A 22,951-nucleotide genomic window follows, 5' to 3' on the forward strand; every position below is an offset into this window, starting at 1 on the left:
GGCGGGACGCCCATCCCACAATAACAATTAAAATTGTAAGTTATTTAATTCGCGCTCCTAAAGGTACTAACAGAGTTCTGAACCTGCGATATGAGTTCTGGCAAAAAATCCGAGAAGTTTGTTTCAAAGACTTAATATTAATTGATGAATCTGGAGTTAACTTGGCAATCGTTAGGTTATATGCAAGGGAGGCTAAAAGGTTCAAGAGCCCAGGGTTCAAAACCGAATCAACGCGGAAGAAATGTCTCACTAATTGGAGCTATATCGGTAAATGAAGCCCTAACATCAGTCCATTTAATAGGTACAACTGATGCAATTACATTTGAGGCTTTTATCATCCGAAAACTCGTACCAAAATTATGGATAGCGGTTTGTGTAGTGATGGATAATTATACTATTCATACCGGAGAATAAGTAGAAAAAGCCATCAAAAAAAAAGTGCAAAATTAATATACTTGTCCCCTATTCGCCGGAATTATCCCCAATTGTAAATTAATTGTCAAAACTTAAAAATATTCTCCGTTCTATCAAGATGACTAATTATCAAGAGTTAGCAAAAACTATAGAGTTTGCATTTAATGAAGTTACATCAAAAAATATTTGGAATTGATTTACTCACTGCTGTTATTGTACCTCATCTTTATGAGAAAGGCTATATATGTTTCCTATGCAAGCATATAGCAATCCTTGCAGGAGTCGTAAATTTTTTACCCCACCCCAGCCCTCCCCGAACTCGTGGTCCGGGAGTAAGAAATTCACAAATGATTTAGGATCGCTATATAACTAATTTAGCTCCTGTTTTTTGTTTAAGTCGCGTTAACCTCTGCAGGTCTCTCTAAATTAAACATTTTTTCCCCGATCGCGTTAGCTGAGTCAATTTGTGCTTCGTCTAAACTCCCATCTCCTCTACAGATGTTCACGGGGTAATAACGCCTCTGGAACCTTGATTGTAAAAGCACTGAAGCCCCTGAACCTCAAAAAAGATAGCGGATTATTGACAGGCTGATTGACTCATTAGATCGTCCGATATCCCCTTGGACTTGATTCTCTACGATCGCCACTCTCTTTTATTGAGTCACGCCAGCGAAGATACTTTCGCTTGGTCACTCAACTCAAAACCTTGACGCAGCTTTGCTTTCAACCTGCTTGTCACCCCGTCAACTACAGATGTGGAAAACTCGCCTTTTATAGGGCTGAAAAAATTATCGGAATTTTTTGAGGATAAAAGTTATCATAAAATTGGGTTGAAAACCCCGTCCTAAAAGGAATGCTTTTTCTATAATTAAATAATTTAACGTATGTCTTGACTTGGGAGTAAATCAATTCTAGAATAAAATTGGATTTTAAAGATTGAGTATCAGGCTGCGCAGCCTAAAAAAATCGTAATTAAAGTCAATCCCAAAAACGATTAGAAATAGACCCTTGAAAATGGTACGCCGGGACTCTCGCGTTACGGGAGTGCGACGCACTTAAACGCCCAAAAGATATCTATCACCACGCTCAAAAAGCTTTCGTGGTGAGGCAAGGGAACCCTAGCAATAGGGATATTAAGAGCGAAATGTCTTAAAAACCCTCATGCCTTCAGCCCCAGGAGTGTCAATGATGAGGAAAGTAAAAAATAAGCGCTACTATTAAGTAGGTGCAAGTAATTCACTCAACATTTAATCAGGGGGCAATAAAGCCTTTATCTGCTTAGTGGGCAAGCATTTTTACGTGATTTACCTACACGTACCTTATGACAATTTTTTTTTATTGCAGTGACAGATAACTATAAAGGAAGCCCAACCTCTGGTTTTCAGTCACTTCTAATCCTTAATTACTCATCATCAAAAGAGAAGCTATGGCTACTTTCTTCACTGGTTCTTTGGGTCAAGCAAATAATTACAGCACCATCCCTGACCTAATAACAAAATGGCCGACTGCTGCCCAGAATCAAGGCATCAAGCTGTTTGGGATAGCTTTTGACGGCGGGGAAACTGATTACCTTAACCCTACTGTCATCAGCAACCTCACCTTCGCAACGAACGACAACCCTAAAAGCTGGTTGACCTATGGCACTAGCGCTGGTATTGGTGCCCCATCCTCTTATGATGGTTGGTTCACTAACCCCAATAAAAATCGGGCGGAAATCAACTATAACCCCAACACCAATGAATCTCAGGCGGTGAAGGTGAAATGGGCAGATAACCAAAATATCACTAGCACAACGATCGATCTAAGTGGGTTGATTCCGAACACAGTTCCAGGGGGCGATGAAGGTAATGAAGTTGGTTTCCTACAAATCTTTAATAATGGGGTTCCGGTATCGCCTAGCAATTTTACTTTCACTCGCCTCAACGCTCCTCCCGCTCCAAAACCCATAACTCTGTCTTCAGGTGGAGTGACTTTCATTGGCGATCGCACCGATGGCAGTTTCAAATTCCAGATACAAGCAAACCCTGTGAGCGGCATTACTTTTAACGAACTGCGGTTCTCCACCAAACCCTACGATAGCCCCACCAGTGCCTACCTCGCCGCCCCGTTCAAAGACGATAGTTCCGACTACGTAGTTCGGAACATTGAATATCAAGGGACTGAAGATCCGATTAGCCTTCAGTTTAGTGCCCCAACCTTCAGCGTCAACGAAAATGGAACGCCGATTGCAGCTGTGACTGTCACTCGCATTGGCAGCAGTATCGGTACCGCCTCAGCTACCGTGAACCTCACTAATGGAACTGCTACATCCCCCGCTGACTACAACAATGCTCCCATCAGCGTCAATTTTGCCAATGGGGACACCGCAGCTAAGACTATCACCATTCCCATTGTCGATGACACCTTGGTCGAGGGTAACGAAACCGTTAACTTAAGCTTGACCAACCCCACCGGCACCAGCCGTGTCACCTTAGGAACGCAAAGCACCGCCACTTTGAACATAGTGGACAATGACTTTCCCGGCACGCTGCAATTTAGTGCCCCTACCTTTAGCGTCAACGAAGATGGGACGGCGATTGCAGCAGTGACAGTCACTCGCACGGGCAGTACGACGGGCGCCGTCAGTGCCACGGTGACCCCCAGTAATGGTACCGCTACAGCCCCTGGTGACTACAACAATGCTCCGATTGTGGTGAATTTTGCCAGTGGGGATTCGGCACCCAAAACCGTCCTTATTCCGATCGTCAACGACACCTTGGTGGAGGGTAACGAAACTATCAACTTAAGTTTGGGTAGCCCTACAGGTAATGCCACGATTGGAACGCAAAGCACCGCCACTTTGAACATAGTGGACAATGACTTTCCCAGCAGCACGCTGCAATTTAGTGGCCCTACCTTTATCGTCAACGAAGATGGGACGGCGATTGCAGCAGTAACGGTTACGCGTACTGGCAGTACGACGGGCGCCGTCAGTGCCACGGTGAACCTCAGTAATGGTACCGCTACAGCCCCTGGTGACTACAACAATGCTCCGATTGTGGTGAATTTTGCCAGTGGGGATTCGGCAGCCAAAACAGTCATTATTCCGATCGTCAACGACACCTTGGTGGAGGGTGACGAAACTGTCAACTTAACTTTGGGTAGCCCTACAGGCAATGCCTCGATTGGAAGCCAAAATACGGCCACTTTGAACATAGTGGACAATGACAGCAGCCTGCAATTTAGTGGCCCTACCTTTATCGTCAACGAAGATGGGACGGCTGTGGCAGCAGTGACAGTCACTCGCACGGGCAGTACGACGGGCGCCGTCAGTGCCACGGTGACTCCCAGTAATGGTACCGCTACAGCCCCTGGTGACTACAACAATGCTCCGATTGTGGTGAATTTTGCCGCTGGGGATTCGGCAGCCAAAACAGTCCTTATTCCGATCGTCAACGACACCGATGTGGAGGGTAACGAAACTGTCAACTTAACTTTGGGTAGCCCTACAGGTAATGCCACGATTGGAAGCCAAAGTACGGCCACTTTGACCATACTGGACGATGACAGCACCCTGCAATTTAGTGCCCCTACCTTTAGCGTCATCGAAGATCTGGGTGTGGCATCCGTGACAGTCACTCGCACGGGCACTCCGACTGGGGCCGTCAGTGCCACGGTGAACTTGACAAATGGTACCGCTACCGCTGCCGTGGACTACGACGGTACTCCCCTTGTGGTGAATTTTGCCGCTGGGGATTCTGCACCCAAAACCGTCCTCATTCCGATCGGCAAGGACACCGTGGTGGAGCCTGACGAAACTGTCAACTTAACTTTGGTTAACCCTACAGGTAGTGCCTCGATTGGAATGCCAAATACTGCCACTTTGATCATAGAGGACGATGATTTGGCTCCTCAGAGCGCTACTTTAAGTGCAGCGAGCATTGTCGGTGATTCAATTACTGACTTTCGTTTGGCTAGTGCGATCGACAGCAACAAAGTCAGCAATGTCGGGCAAGATGGGATTCCCTTGCAGGGTGGCAATACCGATATTGAGAACAACGATATCACCAACGCTAATATTAGTGATGCCCTCACCTGGGGTGGTATCCCGCTACAGGATTCCAGCTTGTTTGGTGGTTCGGTGCAGGGAACAGTGGATATGCTGAGCACTTTCATCACCAACTTTTTAAATCCGGTGGGAATCACTAGCAGAATAGGTACCCCTAACCTCATGATTAATTACAATGACTTATTCGCCGGCACTGGCCCGAATAAGTCATTGCTGGGGTAGGTGCTAGTTTGGACGGCTTCAACCTATTTCCTACTTTGGTCTGATAAGTAGCAACTTGCGTTAGTAGGTTTTAACTATTTCTGACAACTTAAGTTAGGACAGCATTTGTCAATCCGCAATTATACTCACAATTGACTCGAATTAGGGGTAGAAAACTCAGATTTGGGCGATCGAGAAATCGTCAAGTATCCGAATCCTGACTCCTAACTCCGGCGATAAGTATTAAGTTGTCACCAATGCCCCCGTCAGGGGTAACTCCCTAAGAATACCCGTTTCCATGTACGGGAAACGGGTATTCACGGTTCTAAATCAGAGGTGCAGGAGATAATACTCGCGATCGACTCAACCCAATCTCAAGGTTCGCCGATAGCTGTGTTCAACCCAGCCTATGAGAATGTCCCATACTTAACGAAACATCGCTGATTCGCCACTCACTTGAGAATTGCTATACACATCTAGACAGCCCTTTGAGGAAACCTACTTGACATCTCCGCAGCCCTTTCTGAGACAGGGAGATGTCACCTTCAATCCTTTGGCAAAATGGGAAATGGGAAGGAGAAATGGGGAATTTGGAAAATTTTCTCCCCATCTCCTTAATCCCCAGTTTAGGATATTACTTTTCTCCCTTAAACTACATATCTGAGATTTAAAGCCGCTTGGTTAAGTTTTTGAGTGCCAATTCGACTTTGGGTAATACCGCTGGCTGATTCCGCTGCTCCTTTATTCAGAGCATTCATCGCATCTACCACTTGTTCAATAGCGAGGGCCTGCTGTTTGGTATTCAGATAAATTTGCTGACTGCTGACAACAACACTGTTAATAGCATTAGCAACATGGTTAAAAGTCTGGGCCGTACCTTCAGTCAATTTCAAGCTATTATCTAAAGTTGTATTGCCCTCATCTGTTACCATCACTGTCTTATTAATGGCATTCTGAATATCGTTTATCAAATCATTAATCTCAGCCGCCGATGTCTTGCTTTGATCTGCCAGTCTGCGAATTTCCCTCGCTACCACCCCAAACCCCTTTCCTTGTTCTCCGGCGCGTACTGCTTCCACTGTGGCGTTAATTGCCAGCATATTAGTTTGATTAGCCAAATCGCTGACTAAATTGGTAATATTAGCAATCTGATTGGTTTGCTGGCTCAAATGTAAAACTTGCTCGGCGATCGCTCCGACTTTTTCCGTCAAAGTCAACATTCCCTGCTGGGTTTTCTGCACTACTTTACTGCCTTCTGCTGCCATGTTTAAGACATGACTGGCATTCTCAAGGGCTGATTCGGCTTGTATAGCTGATTGCCTCGATGATGCGCCCAATTCATCCATTGTGGTAGTTGTTTGATTAACAGAAGCAGCTTGTTGTACAGCAATCCGTTCCTGTTGCTCAATTGTAGCCGCGATCTCCGTGGAAGAACTGACAATCATATTAATAATACCTTTCAGGGCCTTATCTAAAGGTTTGGCGATCACTATACTTAAAGCTATTCCTAAAATAATCGCTGTTATCGGTCCAACTGTCATCCCCAATAATACAGATACTTGAGTCTTACTAATATCATTTTGTGCGGTTTGATAAGCGGTGTCTGCTTGTTTTTTGTTATAATCAGCAACTGCTAAGGTTGATTTTTCAGATATCATAAATTTAACGCGAATTACCTTAGCTTGCTGACTAAGTTTATTTAAGAGGTTACTAGCTGTGTTTGCTGTTGCCATTTCTGGCGAATTACTTTTACCCTGATTAATTAGTTCTATCTGCAAACCCAAAGGATTCAATATTCCCAGTTTTTCAAATTCTTGATTAATTCGCAGGAATTCTTGATCTGCCTGCTTCCAATCCTCCCAATACTTAAGCATTTGTTGATATAGTGCGTCTTCCTCTGAGGTAAGTGTAGTGGCTTCGTATGCTTTAAACCCATCTTGAATCTGCTGCCAAGCCTTATCCATTCTGTTTAAGGCATCTTGCCTTTCTGCTTGAGTGAGTCCCGGATTAATTAACGCTCTCTCTGATGACTCAATTTGGGTTTGTCCCTCGTTAATTTTCAATAATGCTTCAATACTCGGTAAGTTATCTTTACCGATAGTCTCTATGTGTTGACTGAGATTAGATGTTGAACTCCATCCTACCCAGGCTACTAAAAATACTAAAAGTCCCATCATCAGAAATGCGCCGATCAGTCTGGTTTGTAAATTCAGGTTTCTCAACATAATATTTTTCCTTCCTTCTACTACAGTGATCCTCGCTGGAGTCATGAACACATATTGTATAGTATAGCCTTAGTCAGGTAGATGAGGTACCGATTTTAATTTTACCTAAACCCGCAGCGTCAAAAAGGAGACTCACTCCAACCAATTTTCAATCGCGGTAGAAAGAGGGCGGGGCGCAGATCCTTTTTGACAATTTCTGTAGACACCCAACTAGCCCATAAGTTATACTTAAGTCAATGAGTTGAGTGTAAAGATGTTGGTATTGGAAGCAACACTCGAAGGAACGAAAGAGCAGTACGAAAAGCTGAATGAAGCTATTCGCACTTCTCGTTTTGTTGGGAACAGTTGTCTGAGATACTGGATGGACAACAAGGGGTGCATCTCACTTTGGCACATACATCAAATTGAAAGTTGACCGTTGAGATGCAGCACAGCGAAGAGCAAGGATAGAGGAAACGTTTTCAATATTCCATTGCGCTCCCGATATTTTCACCCTTAATCCAATGCGTTTTATTGTTGATTCAACTGTTCCCGAACCAATCGAACTTATGGAGTCTTCTTTGTAGTATTGATAATTTACTATTCGGCAGCGATGGGTCTCTAAATAATTGCAAAACGTTTTAAATGCTTGACCTTTAAAGTCTTTAAATAAATTTATAACTTCATCCACTTTGCCTTGCCCTAACATATTTTCTGCTGATTTCACTCGTTTTATTGAACCCCCTACCTTGTAGAGATTTTCTTTGAGATGATACCAATCTAAGATTTCTTGTCTTTGTTCATTATCTCCAATTTCTTTAAATATGTTCCAAATCCCGGCATGACCATCTCCTAAACAATACATAGGGTGTAGTAATTTTTGGCTATTAGTCCAATCAATTAAATCTTGATTATTTTGAAAAAATGCTCCCGAATAAACATTATCTAAACACACGGCTTTATAGTCTTTCCAGTAACAGCTATCGCCCTTTTGTTCGTTGCGTAGTCTGACTTTACCGCCATCCAATGTAATTTCTTTGACTCCTTGTTGAGATGTAGGCAATTCAAATTATTGTCGATTGACTAATCTTTGTAATGTACTATGAGAAATTTTGATACCCGTAAATTTTTCTAAATCTTTTTCTGCCATTTGATAAGATTCGTTAGCAGTGATTAAAAGACAGCAACTTTCCATCAGTGGACTAAATTGACTGTAAGCTTTTAAGCCAAAATATTTTGCCTGATTATCTGTAATGTCGAGCGAGCCGATTATTGATTTTATTTTTCGGGTTTTTCCTGTTTTAATTCCTGATACTGCTGAAAAAAAAGTTACCTATTTCTGGACCAACTTCTGATAACATTTTCTGACGGACTGATTTTTCTATACTTTCAAAACTTTTTAACTCGGTTGGATCTGTATTTCTGGAAAGAATTTTTGCTACCGCTTTTAAGTGGGCTTTTAACTGTTGTTGGTCTGAGGGTGTCATTTTATTTACCTCATCTTTATTTGACGATTTTACTAGCTTTTTCATTTTAACTCTTTTTTGACACATTCGCATTCATTGAGATGCACCCGACAACAAGGACATTAGTAAATATGAGTTAAGTGCATATTGGGCTGTACTGGCAAGTCAATTTGAGTTGGCTAAAAACTTCAATTATCTGGCAGGTCAAGCTAGGGCTGAAAGAGCATGGTCTGCCATTTCTCGCTTTTAGGATAACTGCAATAAGCACAACCCGGGAAAGAGGGGTATCCTCGGTTCAGAAAACAACAAACACATGGTTCTGTTGAGTACAAAATCAGTGGATGGAAGCTTTCCCAAGAGTGGCGATATATCGCTTTTTCTGAGGATTTTAAAGCCGGAACTTTTAAAAGGTGGGGAACCTGCGATTTGCATTTCTATCAATTGAAGCAGATTAATCCTGTCCGCGTTGTCCGTCGTGAAGACGGATACTACGCTCTTAATTTCATCTTGACCAAGAACGGTTGGAGAAACGTGAACCAACTGCCGATAAGGTCGGTATTGATCTGGGATTGAATCACTTCTACACCGATTCCGACGGGAAAACAGTAGCCAATTCGCGTCATCTTCGTAAATCTGAAAAGTCTTTGAGGCGACTTTAACGTCGTATGTCTAAAACCAAAAAAGGTTCCAAAAATAGAGCTAAGTTTAGAAACAAACTGGCTCGAAAACACCTCAAGGTAAGTCGCCGTTTCGTTAAGAATTTGCTGTCAAAACGGCAAGGTGCGTAGTGATCTCCAATGACATAGTGGCTTAGGAGGACTTGAAGGTGCGAAATATGGTGAAAAACCGACATCTTTCTAAATCCATTTCTGAGGCAGCCTGGACTCAGTTCCGTAGTTGGGTTGAGTATTTTGGGAAAGAATTGGGCTTGGTAACAGTTCCTGTACCACCCCACTAAACTTCACAAAATTACTCGAATTGTGGGGAGGTCGTCAAAATGTCTTTAAGCACCAGAACACATACTTGCTAACATTTGGGACACACTCAGGACAGAGATTGGAACGCTGCACGAAACATTTTAGAAAAAGCATTAAGTACGGTGGGTTACATCGGAATTAGCGCCTAGGCCTGAGGCTGACCAATACTTGGATGAGGAAACTCCTTCAAGCAAGTCAACTCGTAGAAAGAGGAAGCCCAAAGAGCGATCTTTGGCATCCCCCGCTATATTCGGTGCCCCGAATTAGCGGTGGGAGGTTGTCAATGCTTTTCCTTAGTCGATCGAGATTGACTGAGGCCCCGTGCTTTTACCGTTGGTGGGTTCGGCTGGGGGAGTAGTGTATGAAGTTGAACCGGCTTGTGAGTCGATCCAGCTTTTAACGGGCTCTTCGTGAAGGTTGAGTCGAAGCAGGCCAGAAAAAAATCCGCCAGTGAAGGCGATGGGCTGTTGGATCAATTCTTTGGCCATTGGCATGAGTTCGTCGAGGAACATTCAATAGTCTCCTTGTGCTGCTGGGGTTCTACCTTAACTGTAGCGTTTGTACTGCGATGCTGGCAGCAACCTACAAAAGACTCTGTTCTCAGCGCTGAAGATGGGCGATCGGCTAACAAGCCGACTAATGGTCTACAATGCTAATTAAATTGCTGCAAAAATTTTATGTGCCGTTTGCTTGGCTACCTCGGGGAGCCGATTTTACTTGATGCTATTCTGTACAAGCCGGAACATTCCCTAATTGTGCAGAGTTACGATCCCCGCTTCATGACTTCTGGCCTACTCAATGCTGACGGTTTTGGTATTGGTTGGTATCACCCGCACCTAGATACTGATCCGTTTACTTATAAAAATGTACAGCCAATTTGGAGCGACGTTAACCTTCCGAGTATCAGTCGATACGTTGAATCCGGATGCGCGATCGGATATGTTCGCAGTGCAACTTCCGGACAAGCTGTAGATTTGAGCAACTGTCAGCCGTTTCAGAACGATCGCCTGCTGTTCGTACACAACGGCTTCGTGGATAATTTTCGGCAAACTCTTTACAGACCAATTCGCGATCGGCTCAGCGATACGCTTTATCAATCAATTAACGGTACTACAGATTCAGAGCATATCTTCGGCTTGTTTCTCAATGAATTGACAGCTGCCAATCTGACTCTAGAAGCTGCTTTGCAAAAGTCGCTGAAAACTTTGGCAGAACTAGCAAACTTTCACCAAGTAGAATTTTCAGCTAATATAATTATCAGCGACGGACACCAGCTCGTTGCCTCTCGCTTTGCTTCCCAAAAAGCCCCTCCTTCCCTCTATTGGCTGCGAGACGATTTAAATTTCCCGGATTCTGTCATCATTGCTTCTGAACCTTTATTTGCTGGCAATTGGCACGAGTGTCCAGTCCAGAGCATTATCAGTACCGGAGTAGACCGTGATATCCAATTCTATCCAATCTTGTAGAGAGGCAATTTATCGAGATTTGCAGCAGTGTCGCTGCGGCACTTTCAAGCTATTTACAGGCATCGATTATGATACTTTCTGCCGCCAAGCTCATCCTGATTTCAGTCCAGTTGGCTGGCATTTAGGTCACATTGCTTATACTGAGGATTTGTGGCTGTTGCAGCGGTGTGCTGGGTTGAAGCCAGTTTTTCCTGAGTATCACCAACTGTTTGCTGCTGATATTTTGCCGAAAAAACAACGGGTTTTTCTGCCGACGTTACCTGAGGTTGAATTATATCTGAACGCGGTGAGAAAAAAGGTGTTAGATTATTTGGAAGTAGCGCCGATCGACGAGCAAGAACGTCTCTGGCGGTTTATTATTCAGCACGAAAGCCAGCACTGCGAAACTGTTGCTTTCGTGTTGCAAATGCAAAGGAATAAGGAAGGAAGGCACGACACGGATTTGGACACGGATACACGGATTAATTCTCTCCAACAGAGAGGAATAAAGCAGCAGAAATTCCCAATGCCCAATTCCCAATGCCCAATTCCCAATTCCCAATGCCCAATTCCCAATTCCCAATTCCCAATTACTGATTCCCCCGCGATTGAAATTCCGGGCGGGGAATTTTACATGGGAAGCGATGCTGCTGAGGCTTTGGATAACGAGCGATCGCGCCACCTATGTTATTTAGAAGCATACTCGATCGATCGCTATCCCGTCACTTGCGGTCAATACCGAGATTTCATTGAATCCGGCGGCTATCAAAACCCTGATTGGTGGTCAGCGGACGGCTGGAAATGGCTGGAATCTGCTAAAGTCGATCGACCGCTTTACTGGTCAGAAAATCCAGCTTTCAACAAGCATCCAGTCTGCGGCGTGAGTTGGTACGAAGCCGAAGCTTACTGCAACTTCACTGGCAAGCGTTTGCCATCGGAAGCCGAATGGGAAAAAGCTGCGAGTTGGGATGCCAAAAATGAAACATATCGCATCTATCCTTGGGGAGAAGAACAGCCAAACGGGAGTTTGTGCAATCACGGCAATAATATTGCAAATACCTCGCCAGTTGATGCCTTTCCTAAAGGAGCAAGTGCGTCCGGTTGCTGCGATATGTTGGGCAATGTGTGGGAATGGACTGCTTCAACTTTTGACGCCTATCCGGGATTTGAAAGTTATCCTTACAGGGGATATTCTCAAGTTTATTTTGATGGAGAACACCGGGTTTTGAAAGGCGGGAGTTGGGCGACTTTTCCCCAGGCACTGCGATCGAGTTTTCGGAATTGGTACTATCCGGGCGTGCGGCAAATTATTGCTGGTTTTCGCTGCGCTAAGTAGTTCGCTATTTCATTATAATTATCGAGTGCACGGCTCCGTGCGCTCCTTGGTTCCTAATGAAGACTAAAGTCCTCAATACACTCGCTCGGACTAAAGTCCTCCCTACTAACTTATAACGGTTCTTTTACGGATACCATATAAAAGGATTGATGGGGAATTAGGGACAAATTTGTTTGCGAAATGCCAAAGCTTTTATCAGGTAAAAATATTAATTATAAAATACTTTTGTGAAGTTTTTTATAATTTTAGTTAATAAGTTTTAAGTTTTATTTAACTTTTAATTGTGGATGCGATCGCCATCCGGTGAGAGAATATAGAACCGAGAGCGGCATGAAAAATCTCACTTGAGTGCGATATTTGGCAACGCGACTGCGTACTATACCCCTATGTGCATCTAAAAATTACTTTATGAAATCCCCAAGACTGTCCGAAACGGCAAACTCAGCCTCAACCAAAGAAAACCGGCTGCACTTAGAGCGACTCGTGAGCGCTGCAGCACCGACACCCGCAGAAATCAATGCTGGCAGTGATGCAGTTAGCGGGTTGACTCAAAACCCCAAATCCCTGCCTCCAAAGTATTTCTACGACGATCGCGGCTCAAACCTGTTCGAGTTGATTTGCCAGTTGCCGGAATACTACCTGACACGCACTGAGACGGCGATTTTGCAGGGGTGCGCGGGGGCGATCGCAAATTTAACGGGTCCCTGCGAAATTGTGGAACTCGGCAGTGGCAGTTCCACCAAAACTCGGATTCTCCTCGATGCTTACAGTCAACGGGAATATCCCCTGCACTATTTGCCGATCGACATCAGTCCTACTATCCTAGAAAGCAGCGCTTGTCAACTGTTGACAGATTATCCGTCGCTCCAGATTCACGGACTTGTCAGCACTTACGAATTAGCTTTAGCTAAAATTGCACCATCGCCGTTGCCAACCCGAATGATTTGCTTTCTAGGCAGTACCCTCGGCAATCTCAACGCTCAAGAATGCGATGTATTCTTCTCGCAAATTGTCGGTGCATTGCAGCCGGGAGAGTATTTTTTGCTGGGAATTGACTTAGACAAATCTAAGGATATTTTAGAGCCTGCCTACGATGACAGTCAAGGAGTGACGGCGGCATTTAACTTGAATATGCTGCGGCATTTAAATCGGAGGTATGAGGGGAATTTTGATTTAGCGCAGTTTGAGCATTGGGCTTTTTACAATCAAGAGGAATGTCAAATTGAAATGCACTTGAGAAGTAAAAAAGCGCAAAAAGTTCAGTTGCGCGCTCTGAATTTAACGGTTGAATTTGCAGCGGGAGAAACTATCCGCAGCGAAATATCGCGCAAGTTTAATCTCAATACTGTAAAGGAAGAACTTTCGCAGCGTGGTTTAATGCCGGTGCAAGTTTGGACAGATCCAAATCAGTGGTTTGGCTTGATGCTTTGTCAGATGTCAGATGTTAAGTCCGCCCGGAAATGAATTCCACGGGGCTTTTAGCTAAAGTCCTTGCTATGAGGACTTACCAAAAGTTTTGGGTCTAAAGCGCCGTCCTTCTAGGACGGCTTTAATTTCCGCAAAAAAGTGTAAAGAATGATTAAACAAACACATTTTGAGAGTACCTTTCTGAGCAAAAATGATAAAATATTTGCATGATTGTATTAGAGTTTAAGTTGAAAGGCAAAGCGCAGCAATACCGAATCATCGACGAAATGATTAGGACAGCTCAATTTGTCCGAAACAAAACTCTTAGATACTGGATCGACAATCAAGGAGTTAAGTTAGTTGACTTATACAAACAATGCGCCATCATGGCAAAAGAGTTTGAATGGGCGGGCAAACTTAACTCAATGGCGCGTCAAGCTTCCGCTGAACGCGCCATTTTTGCTATCCAACGTTTTTTCGCCAATTGCAAGGCTAAAAAACCAGGGAAAAAAGGATATCCGCAGTTTAAAAAGCACACGCGCTCCGTAGAGTACAAAACTTCGGGGTGGTTGCTTTCCGCCGACAAAAGATGCCTAACATTTAAGGACGGATTTGCTGCCGGGAAGTTTAAATTAGTCGGCAGTCGGGACTTGCATTTCTATGCACCTGATGAGATCAAAAGGGTTAGGGTTATTCGGCGTGCTGACGGCTACTACACCCAATTTTGCATTAACGTGGAACGAACCGAGAAATCTGCTTCTACTGGTAAAGCTATTGGAATAGACGTAGGTTTGAACCATTTCTATACCGATAGCGATGGCGAGACAGTAGCCAATCCTCGCTACCTTCGTAAAAGTGGAAAAGCTTTGAAGAGATTGCAGAAGCAGGTTTCAAGGGAAGAAGAAAGGTTCTAGTAATCGTAAAAAAGCGATTAACAAGTTAGGAAGAAAACACCTTTATGTCAGCAGGCAGCGAAAAGACTTCGCCATAAAGACGACGCCCGGCGCGGTAAAATCTAACGATTTTGTGTCCTAGGTCGATATTCAGGTGAAGAATATGGTTAAGAACCACAAGCTCGCCAAATCAATTAGCGACGCAGCGTGGTCACAGTTTGCTCAGTGGCTGCAATACTTTCGGAGAATATACGGTAAAACAGTAATTGCTGTCGCCCCTCAATACACTTCGCAAGACTGCTCAAACTGTGGCAATACTGTCAAAAAAGCGCTATCAACCAGAACTCATATTTGCGGTTGCGGTACGATATTAGATCGCGATCACAACGCCGCTCGTAATATTTTGGTGAAAGGTTTGAAGCAAGCAGGTATCAGTTTAAATACGGTGGGGCACACCGAAATTAACGCTTGGGGACAGACCGATCTCTGTTCGTTGGTGGCAGCATCAACGAATAAATCGACTGATTGAACCAAGAATCCCCGTGCTTTTAAGCCGGGGAGTGTCAAGCACTCTAGATGGTGTTGCAAGGCTTTGAGATTCTTCAGTTCCTTCGCAATGCTCAGGACTCAGAATGATATATAGCAATTCTAAATGAGTCGTAAATTTTTTACCCCACCCCAACCCTCCCCGAACCCGCGGGGAGGGAGCAAGAAATTCACAAATGATTTAGGATTGCTATAGCTAGGTTGTTAATGCGTAAGTCCTATCGAGCGTCCTGATAGCGAGGACTTTAGCTTTGAGGCAGGGAATTCATTCCCTGCCGGATTGTGGGTTTAACGTTTAACAAGTCAAATCCTGACTACCGTCCTTACTACAAACCAATTATTTATTAACAAATCGGCCGCTGTCCGGGTTTTACGGCGTGAATGTACTCGCTGCCCGAGGTGGGCCATCCCCGCTTGTAATAGGCTTCCTCCGGCTTCCCCCAGCCCAACTGCAACAAAATTTCCAGAAAATCCAACTTTTCCCAGTTCGAGAGATTAGCCCATTCTGTGCGCTGTGCTATGGCCTCTACATCAACCGGCTCGATCGATCGAAAATCCTTCCCGCTGTTAATGCTTAAATACAAATCCATCCCCGCAGTTACCTGCTGCCAGAATTCCAACATAGAAATCTTAGCTGCCTTCAGCGTTATCAAATCAACCGGTAGAGCTATTAATTCGTCATCCACTGCCGGATAGCGTAGAGTATTGCCTTTAACCGCAATTTCCCGCCAGACAATCCCAGAAACTTGATGTTCCCGCTGGTATTCGTGCACGGCAGCCTTAAAATTTTGATAGGCAGTGAACTTCTGAACGCCCTCAGATTTGAGAAAGCGGTCAATCACGGGGTTGCCTGTAGCAGGAGTTTCAGTCAAGTTGAGGCGCCGCCCATGCAAGCAGGCTTGGCGCTCTTCTTCGAGGATTTTAATGAGTTCCGCCGTGCTGTAGACCTTGGACATCTTTATTCAGGCAAAATCAAGATACTGGCTGATATTCGGCTGGTTTTCTCAACTAATCTTCGGTAAAGATAGTTTGGTTGTTCTGGGCAATATTCAGTTTTGCCGTTATTCTAACTTTTCTTTGTGCTTAATTCTAGTTTGATAGTTTACAGGAGTCGAACCCAGAAATCCCGACAGCCTCTTAAAAAAAGAAGTTAAGAGGATACCGAATCACGAACTAGACTAAGAAGTGCACCGCAGACGTACCTCGCGGGATTTTTTTGCCAAAAACAAAGCCCCCTCGAAGGAGGGGGCAAAACTGACTTATACCAATTTTTTATGAGGCCCCGTAGAATCCGATCACCCTGGCGCCCCCCGTATTAAGGGGGGACAAGATCCCGATCTTTCGTCCCCCTTAATACGGGGGATGCGAGGGGGATCGAGATATGTGCAACTTCATATTAAATTGGTATTAGAGGTTTGCGAGTTTTATTTGGCGGGTCGATCGAACAACTGGAAAAAAAGCAGCATTCGCACCTGCCCTCAACTACCAAAACTCAAATTTTCCGTCTCAAAGCTTAGTAGCGTCGTGAAGAGCGATCGTTGTCGCCCCAGCCACCGCCACCGCCCGAGGAGCGTTTGTTGTTGTTGTTTTCGCGAGGTTTGGCTTTGTTGACTTTCAAGTCGCGGCCCATCCATTCAGCACCGTCTAGAGCTGCGATGGCTGCTGCTTCTTCTGCCTCGCTTGCCATTTCCACAAAAGCAAAACCCCGCATCCTCCCTGTTTCCCGATCCATTGGCACTTGGACGCGGCTTACAGTACCGTACTCGGCAAATACTTCGGTGAGGTCCTCTGATGTTACCTCATATGAAAGATTACCCACGTAAATCGACATAAAATCTCCAGAATCATTAGGGTGCAGAGATTTAGATTCGGAGAGACGCTTGTAAATAAACACGAACAAACTACGCAACCGAATTTAATTCTTGGAAAACCACTATAACATGAAGCCAGCAGAATCAGCAATTGGCTATCAGAATTTTCAATGTTGAGTGCCGAGCGGGCAATCGGCAACAGAAAGTATTCGTGATAACTGACATCTGACACTCTTGGCGTCATCCGCTTGGTTTCTTGCTGCTGGATCAAGCCCAGAGCAGAGATTTTTTGTCGCTGTTACCGGGTTGATTGGGTCTTATTGAGAACAGTGCCTGAGATCAGTTATAACTGACATCAGGCATTTTTCTGGAACAGGCAGGATGCCTGGGTGTTCCACGAGATATCAATGTTTTGAGTCGCAGATTCATCTTCTGATTAGTTAATGTTTGCCGACTATTCATATTATTTCCTATCAAAAAACCTCACTACCAACCTGCTCAGGGTTATTTTACCGGACACGATATTATTACCTTCGTTGAGCGAATTTCATCGGGATATAGCAATACTATTTAATTTGTGAATTAGATTTTTTTATGCACCGCAGAGGGCGCAGAGAACGCAGAGGAGGAGAAAAGAGGGAATGTTTTAGGAGTGTTGGCCCTCCTCGAGCACTGCACAGCTTATATCTCACAGCGAGCCTCTTGCTGGGGAGCAAGATATATCTGGCTTCGCGATCTGACAGCGAACACTACGAAAGAAAGCTATCTTTGGGATGCTCCCATTACCACTTTCCTGACATCACGCCCTTGAGTCTCAATTCTTCTCGATTGACTAGAGCTTCGTAGTAATCTGGTTTGATTTCCAGGGCGACTCCGTAAGAGGTAATGGCATCTTGAGTCCGCTGCAATTTTTGCAAAACGTCGCCCCGCTGCGCCCAAGCGAACCAGTTGTCGGGCTTGAGTTGAATCACTTGGTCACAAGCGACGAGTGCTTCGGAATAGCGCTGCATTTTATCGAGGATTAGACCTCGCTGCACCCAGCCTTGATAGCTGTCGGGCCAGATAGTAATTGCTCGATCGTATGATGCTAGAGCTTGTTCGTACTGCTGCAAATTTGAGAGAGCGTTGCCGCGCTTCAACCACGCTTCAAAATTGTCTGGCACGATTTTAATTACGCGGTTGTAAGCTGCGACGGCGTCTTCGTAACGCTGCAATTTTTCCAGCGCCGCGCCTTGCTGCAAACCTACTTTTGATGTAATTTCTGCTTCCGAACTCAGAGAGATTACTTTATCAAAACAGGCGATCGCTTCTTCGTATTGCTGCAATTTTTCCAGAGCTTCGCCTCGCAAATTCCAAGCTTCTAGAAAATTACCTTCAATTTGTAGGGCATTGCTGTAAGCGATAATAGCCTCTTTGTAGCGTTCCAATCCTGCCAGGGCGATGCCTCTACCCAGCCAAGCTTCGGGGAAATTTGGATTAATTTGAATGGCTTTGTCAAAAGCAGCGATCGCCCCTTCAAAATCTCTCGATTCTGACAGTGTTTGACCGCGCCCGATCCATGCTTCGGCATAAAAAGGATTAATTTTAATTGCCTGATCGAAACAAGCAATTGCTGCATCGGGCCACTGGTATTGGAGGGCCATTCCTTTATAGAACCAAGCTTCGCAGTCGTTGGGCTGCATTTGCAGTACGCGATCGTAAGCTGTCACGGCTTCTGCATATTTGTGCAATTTTGCTGAAGCAATACCCCGATTGAACCAAGCTAGACTATTTTGCGGTTTCAGTTGAATGGCGCGATCGTAAGAAGTTACAGCTTCAGCGTAGCGTTCGGCCTTCATCAAAGCCAAACCTCGGTTCAGCCAAGCTTCCCCATTAGTCGATACAAGTTTCAGCGCGCGCTCGTAAGCGGCCACAGCATCAGGGTAGCGCTCCGCTTGTAGCAACGCGTTGCCTTGCCGGCACCACATCGCGGGCAAATTCGGATGAATTTGGGTCGCTCTTTTGTAACAGCTTGCTGCTGTATCCCACTGCTGCAATTCCTCTAATACTCTGCCCCGCTGATACCAAGCTTCGTGCTTTTCTGGATTGATTTGAATTGCTTTGTCTAAAGCTGCGATCGCTTCTGAGTGATTCTGCAAACTTAACAGTGCACTCCCGCGCAGCATCCAAGCCCAATATTCTTCGGGATTAATTGCAATCGCTCGATCGCAGCAGGCCAACGTTTCTGCGTAGGAGTGCAGTTGCTTGTAAGCTTTGCCCAGATTCAGCCACGCCCTGGCCCAGTCCGGCTTAATTTGAACCGCTTTTCCGTAGCAAAGGATTGCCGCTTCGTACCTTCCCGATGCGTACAATCTATTGCCCCGATCGTAATCTGGAAATGCTGCAAAAATTCTAAAAATCGGCGGCAGCAGAGCTGGTTGGGGGTTTGAGGAGTTTTCTGTAGCCGAAGTCGAGAGGTCTGGCATACGCCTTGCACATAAAAAATTTAGTGGGATAACAAGCTTGCAGTCTTATATATTAACTTATGCTTTTCTTAAATCCCTGCTGTGAATAAAACCAACTTAGCATATCAGGTTTGCTGCGACCAATGATTTTTACCTAATTGTAGTAGGTATAAAATTATGCACGGTTCCCACGGAGCGTCTACCGCTGTAAAATACGGTCAGGACACAAACAAATATAGAGCGATCCAGATTTCAAACCAAATTTAAGATGCTAGTTCAAAGGCTTTTAGATTTCGCGGACTGCTTTACCGATCGTGATTCGGGGTCGATCGACTCACGCCCCAATTATTGGTACCAAGGCCGTTGTCCTGAAAGCGGCGAGCTGCTGAGACTGCCGCGCACTCAAATGTCCGAGGATCTCGCCCGGGGTTTGATGCAGTACCTTGCGGCTGACGATTCCTACGATCGCGAGGGCAAGATGTATGGCATATTGCTGGTGGAGATGCCTTCGGGGGAACAGGGGATACTCAAAGCATTTTCCGGGCTGCTGAATGGTTGCAGCATTGTTGAAGGCTGGGTGCCGCCGATTCCGGGACGAGATCGAGTTGCTTTCGAGGAAGCCCGCACGTTAACTCAATTGGAGGCGATGAAACAGGAACTTATTGCACTGAAGCAACTCCCGCAGCGACAACAGTATGAAGCTTTATTTGGCGAGTTTGAATTGCAATTACAAGTTTTGAGCGATCGCCACCGCAATTGCAAGCAGCAGCGAGACGAAAAACGTCAGTTACTGTGTCAAACTCTCGCAGCAGAGACACTAGAAATTGCCCTCGAACAACTGAATCAACAAAGCCGTTTGGAGGGAATTGAACGCAGGCAATTGAAACGACAGCGGGATGAAACATTGCAGCCGCTAAAACAATTAATTGAAGCGGCAGATGGGCAGATGCGGGCGCTGAAACAGCGGCGAAAAGAACTTTCCCGCGAACTTCAGGTGCAAATGCACGCGGCTTACACTCTGGTAAATTTTTTGGGGAAATCGAGCTCGATCTCCTCATTGATGCCGACTAATTCTATTCCCACTGGCACCGGCGACTGCTGCGCCCCAAAATTGCTCCACTGCGCGGCAGTACACAATCTGAAACCCCTGGCAATGGCTGAGTTTTGGTGGGGGCCGCCCTCGGGGGATAAGATTCAGGGAGAATTTTATGGCGCTTGTGGCGATCGGTGTCAGCCGTTGATGGGTTTTTTGCTGTCAGGATTAAGTCAAAATCCGATTTTTTCTAATATGGATGAGGGTTTTACGGGCGGGCTAGAAGCCCAACCCCTACTCCCCACAAGCAATAATTTTTCTTGTGGAACGGGCATCTGGCCCGTTACGCAAATGCTACCGATTATTTATGAAGACAAATGGTTGATTGCGGTCAATAAACCCTCGGGGTTGCTGTCAGTTCCCGGTCGTTATCTGGAAAATCAAGATAGTGTTTTAAGTCGTTTGCGTAACTTGTTACCGGATAGTTGGGATTTGACGGCGGTGCATCGTTTAGATTGGGAAACATCAGGCATTTTGCTATTGGCGCGCGACAAAGAAACCAGCACTCAACTCAGGCAGCAATTTGAAAAAAAGCAGGTTCACAAAGTTTATGAAGCGGTGCTTTCGGGTACTGTAAATGTTGACACAGGGACGATCGATCTCCCACTTTGGGGCGATCCAGAAAATCGCCCTTACCAGCAAGTCAATTGGGAGTGCGGAAAACCCAGCGTTACTCGCTTTCAGGTAATGGCGAGGGAGGGACATCATACTCGCATCGAATTTTGGCCACTCACGGGACGCACGCATCAATTGAGGGTTCATGCAGCGGATGTTCGAGGGTTGGGGATACCGATTTTGGGCGATCGGCTTTACGGATGTCGGGCTGCTGCGAACCGCCTACACTTGCACGCGCGGGAACTTTCCTTTGAGCATCCTCGGTTGGGAAAAAGGTTGCACTTACAGGCGGCGACGCCTTTTTAAGCTCAGGGCGATCGCCCAACGAGCGATAATTGATCGTCAATATGTGATGCCGTTAGCATGGCGGGAGATTCAAGTTATCGTCATTCGCGATCGAACTCTGAACTCCCCTCATTTTTCAGTTGACAAAATACCAAAACCATGAATACCAAAACAACTTCTCCACTTCTACTCAGTCCATTCAAACTCGGAGATTTACCCTTAAAAAACCGAGTAGTAATGGCACCCCTGACGAGATCCAGAGCCGGTGAAGCACGGATGGCCAACGCCTTGATGGCAGAGTATTACACTCAGCGGGTATCCGCTGGTTTAATCATTACAGAAGCCACAGTGATTTCTACTCAAGCTAATGGTTGGCTCAATACGCCTGGTATTTATTCAGACGAGCAAGGCGAAGCTTGGAAACAAGTTGTGACTGCGGTTCATGCCCGCGAAACGCCGATTTTCATGCAGCTTTGGCACTGCGGGCGGGCTTCCCACAGCAGTTTTCAGGAAAACAATCAATTGCCAGTTGCACCCTCTGCCATCAAAATAAACGGAGAAGGCATTCATACCCCTCTAGGCAAACAACCCTACGAAACTCCCCGCGCTCTAGAAACCGATGAAATCTCGCTGGTTGTAGAAGATTATCGCAAGGCGGCTGAACGGGCAAAAATGGCAGGTTTTGACGGTGTAGAAATTCACGCGGCTGGCGGCTTTCTTATTGACACATTCCTGCAAACAAGAACCAATCACCGAACTGATTCCTATGGCGGCTCCGTTGAAAATCGCTACCGTTTTCTTAAGGAAGTTGTAGAGGCGATTATCACAGTATTTCCGGCAAACCGAGTGGGAGTTAAACTTTCTCCCGATAGTGTTTTCAATGATATGGGTTCTCCCAGTTATCGCGAAGATTTTCTGTATATCGCGGGGCAGTTAAATGCCTATGGTTTAGCTTACCTTCAGTTGATGGACAATGTGGGTTATGGCTTTCTTCAGGAATTGGGAAAGCCGATGATGATAGGTGAGTTTCGCGATGTGTTTGCAGGTGTGCTCGTCGGCAACGGCGGATATACTCAAGAACAGGCTGAAACGGCCCTGAGCAGCCAAGTTGCGGATTTAATTGCTTTTGGTCGGGATTTTATCAGCAATCCGGATTTGGTAGAGCGTTTTACTAATGGTTGGCCACTCAATCCGCCTGCTGAAGTGGCTGTCTGGTATTCTTTTGGGCCTGAAGGTTATATCGATTTCCCTACCTATCAGGAATCACAAGCTATTTCCTGAGCATCAGATTACATGGATGACACCTGCTGTTAGATCCCAGACTTCTTTAAGATGTCTGGAATCTGGCTAATCTAAAATTGATTGACTGCTTCGTAATCTTCCCAAGCTGCTTTTGCACCAAATTCGACGATCGCACTCAAATCACAAGCATATTCTCCAGCACAACTAAAAGAACCAAGTTCCAAGACATAAAGCTCTCCCTCTGACTCACAGATATCGATCGTGTAGATAGATTCTGGATACCAACTCACTTGGACAGAGAACTTCGCTAAGATAGTTTTCTAAATATCCTCCCCTGATTGTTTCATCAACTCTTTCTTCTCCAACTAAATACAGAGAACCAGTAATGATTTGATTTTTATAAACAAAAAATCTCCATTGTTTGGTAATTGCTCGCTTACCACTGACTAAGGATCGCGAATTAAATAACTTACAATTTTAATTGTTATTGTGGGATGGGCGTCCCGCCCGTCCTTTTTGGACGG

Annotated in this window: 14 protein-coding genes and 2 pseudogenes; 9 read left to right on the forward strand and 7 right to left on the reverse strand. The window is 45.2% G+C overall.

The genetic code is table 11. The features are described 5' to 3' along the window. The first annotated feature begins 180 nt into the window (after positions 1-180). Positions 181-414, forward strand: a complete 234-nt coding sequence (locus ACUVJL_RS18380; protein ID WP_445247192.1) for a transposase — start codon at positions 181-183, stop codon at positions 412-414. Positions 415-1,840: 1,426 nt separating this feature from the next. Next, on the forward strand, positions 1,841-4,684 hold the full coding sequence (locus ACUVJL_RS18385; protein WP_445247180.1) for a Calx-beta domain-containing protein: 2,844 nt from the start codon (positions 1,841-1,843) through the stop codon (positions 4,682-4,684). 626 nt (positions 4,685-5,310) lie between these two features. On the opposite strand, the gene ACUVJL_RS18390 is transcribed toward ACUVJL_RS18385, so the two are convergent. Both ACUVJL_RS18390 and ACUVJL_RS18395 read right to left on the reverse strand, forming a co-directional pair. After that, positions 5,311-6,933 carry a HAMP domain-containing methyl-accepting chemotaxis protein gene (locus ACUVJL_RS18390; protein ID WP_445247181.1) on the reverse strand — a complete coding sequence of 541 codons (1,623 nt, stop codon included), beginning with the start codon at positions 6,931-6,933 and terminating at the stop codon, positions 5,311-5,313. Positions 6,934-7,287: 354 nt separating this feature from the next. After that, positions 7,288-8,354, reverse strand: a pseudogene (locus tag ACUVJL_RS18395) (ISKra4 family transposase). 548 nt (positions 8,355-8,902) lie between these two features. Between ACUVJL_RS18395 and ACUVJL_RS18400 the strand changes: the two are divergent. Beyond that, the gene (locus ACUVJL_RS18400; RefSeq protein ID WP_445247193.1) at positions 8,903-8,992 is read left to right on the forward strand and encodes a hypothetical protein; all 90 of its coding nucleotides are present in this window, start codon (positions 8,903-8,905) and stop codon (positions 8,990-8,992) included. 611 nt (positions 8,993-9,603) lie between these two features. Here ACUVJL_RS18400 and ACUVJL_RS18405 read toward each other — a convergent pair. Beyond that, complete coding sequence (locus ACUVJL_RS18405; protein ID WP_445247182.1) at positions 9,604-9,822, reverse strand: hypothetical protein; 219 nt, start codon at positions 9,820-9,822, stop codon at positions 9,604-9,606. Positions 9,823-9,987: 165 nt separating this feature from the next. Here ACUVJL_RS18405 and egtC point away from each other — a divergent pair, with 165 nt between their 5' ends. From egtC to ACUVJL_RS18425, 4 genes and pseudogenes are all read left to right on the forward strand, one after another. Beyond that, a complete protein-coding gene (egtC, locus tag ACUVJL_RS18410; RefSeq protein WP_445247183.1) occupies positions 9,988-10,776 on the forward strand; it encodes an ergothioneine biosynthesis protein EgtC in 789 nt (262 codons plus the stop codon). Further along, positions 10,748-12,091: an ergothioneine biosynthesis protein EgtB gene (egtB, locus tag ACUVJL_RS18415; protein ID WP_445247184.1), complete on the forward strand. Its 1,344-nt coding sequence runs from the start codon at positions 10,748-10,750 to the stop codon at positions 12,089-12,091. The genes egtC and egtB overlap by 29 nt, the downstream gene beginning before the upstream one ends. Before the next feature lie 408 nt (positions 12,092-12,499). Further along, positions 12,500-13,555, forward strand: a complete 1,056-nt coding sequence (gene egtD, locus ACUVJL_RS18420; RefSeq protein WP_445247185.1) for an L-histidine N(alpha)-methyltransferase — start codon at positions 12,500-12,502, stop codon at positions 13,553-13,555. 170 nt (positions 13,556-13,725) lie between these two features. Next, positions 13,726-14,920, forward strand: a pseudogene (locus tag ACUVJL_RS18425) (RNA-guided endonuclease InsQ/TnpB family protein). Between the two features lie 361 nt (positions 14,921-15,281). Here ACUVJL_RS18425 and ACUVJL_RS18430 read toward each other — a convergent pair. The 3 genes from ACUVJL_RS18430 to ACUVJL_RS18440 all read right to left on the reverse strand — a co-directional run bounded on the left by ACUVJL_RS18430 (position 15,282) and on the right by ACUVJL_RS18440 (position 19,213). Then, positions 15,282-15,893, reverse strand: coding sequence for a hypothetical protein (locus ACUVJL_RS18430; protein WP_445247186.1), 612 nt, complete (start codon positions 15,891-15,893; stop codon positions 15,282-15,284). A gap of 557 nt (positions 15,894-16,450) precedes the next feature. Further along, a complete protein-coding gene (locus tag ACUVJL_RS18435) occupies positions 16,451-16,768 on the reverse strand; it encodes an RNA recognition motif domain-containing protein (protein ID WP_445247187.1) in 318 nt (105 codons plus the stop codon). Positions 16,769-17,530: 762 nt separating this feature from the next. Continuing rightward, complete coding sequence (locus tag ACUVJL_RS18440) at positions 17,531-19,213, reverse strand: tetratricopeptide repeat protein (protein WP_445247188.1); 1,683 nt, start codon at positions 19,211-19,213, stop codon at positions 17,531-17,533. 247 nt (positions 19,214-19,460) lie between these two features. On the opposite strand from ACUVJL_RS18440, the gene ACUVJL_RS18445 reads away from it, so the two are divergent. Both ACUVJL_RS18445 and ACUVJL_RS18450 read left to right on the forward strand, forming a co-directional pair. After that, the gene (locus tag ACUVJL_RS18445) at positions 19,461-21,206 is read left to right on the forward strand and encodes an RluA family pseudouridine synthase (protein ID WP_445247189.1); all 1,746 of its coding nucleotides are present in this window, start codon (positions 19,461-19,463) and stop codon (positions 21,204-21,206) included. A gap of 138 nt (positions 21,207-21,344) precedes the next feature. Continuing rightward, positions 21,345-22,466: an alkene reductase gene (locus ACUVJL_RS18450; RefSeq protein WP_445247190.1), complete on the forward strand. Its 1,122-nt coding sequence runs from the start codon at positions 21,345-21,347 to the stop codon at positions 22,464-22,466. A gap of 71 nt (positions 22,467-22,537) precedes the next feature. Here ACUVJL_RS18450 and ACUVJL_RS18455 read toward each other — a convergent pair whose 3' ends face one another. Next, the gene (locus ACUVJL_RS18455; protein ID WP_445247191.1) at positions 22,538-22,717 is read right to left on the reverse strand and encodes a hypothetical protein; all 180 of its coding nucleotides are present in this window, start codon (positions 22,715-22,717) and stop codon (positions 22,538-22,540) included. Positions 22,718-22,951 lie beyond the last annotated feature (234 nt).

Source organism: Microcoleus sp. OTE_8_concoct_300 (genome assembly GCF_031383065.1).
In the GTDB taxonomy this organism is placed as follows: domain Bacteria; phylum Cyanobacteriota; class Cyanobacteriia; order Cyanobacteriales; family Microcoleaceae; genus Microcoleus.

Coding starts and splice junctions, on each gene's coding strand:
- ACUVJL_RS18440 (WP_445247188.1), bottom strand. CDS start 19,213: ATGCCAGACCTCTCGACTTCGGCTACAGAAAACTCCTCAAACCCCCAA.
- ACUVJL_RS18450 (WP_445247190.1), top strand. CDS start 21,345: ATGAATACCAAAACAACTTCTCCACTTCTACTCAGTCCATTCAAACTC.
- ACUVJL_RS18390 (WP_445247181.1), bottom strand. CDS start 6,933: ATGACTCCAGCGAGGATCACTGTAGTAGAAGGAAGGAAAAATATTATG.
- egtC (WP_445247183.1), top strand. CDS start 9,988: ATGTGCCGTTTGCTTGGCTACCTCGGGGAGCCGATTTTACTTGATGCT.
- ACUVJL_RS18430 (WP_445247186.1), bottom strand. CDS start 15,893: ATGTCCAAGGTCTACAGCACGGCGGAACTCATTAAAATCCTCGAAGAA.
- ACUVJL_RS18380 (WP_445247192.1), top strand. CDS start 181: ATGCAAGGGAGGCTAAAAGGTTCAAGAGCCCAGGGTTCAAAACCGAAT.
- ACUVJL_RS18435 (WP_445247187.1), bottom strand. CDS start 16,768: ATGTCGATTTACGTGGGTAATCTTTCATATGAGGTAACATCAGAGGAC.
- egtD (WP_445247185.1), top strand. CDS start 12,500: ATGAAATCCCCAAGACTGTCCGAAACGGCAAACTCAGCCTCAACCAAA.
- ACUVJL_RS18445 (WP_445247189.1), top strand. CDS start 19,461: ATGCTAGTTCAAAGGCTTTTAGATTTCGCGGACTGCTTTACCGATCGT.
- ACUVJL_RS18385 (WP_445247180.1), top strand. CDS start 1,841: ATGGCTACTTTCTTCACTGGTTCTTTGGGTCAAGCAAATAATTACAGC.
- ACUVJL_RS18405 (WP_445247182.1), bottom strand. CDS start 9,822: ATGTTCCTCGACGAACTCATGCCAATGGCCAAAGAATTGATCCAACAG.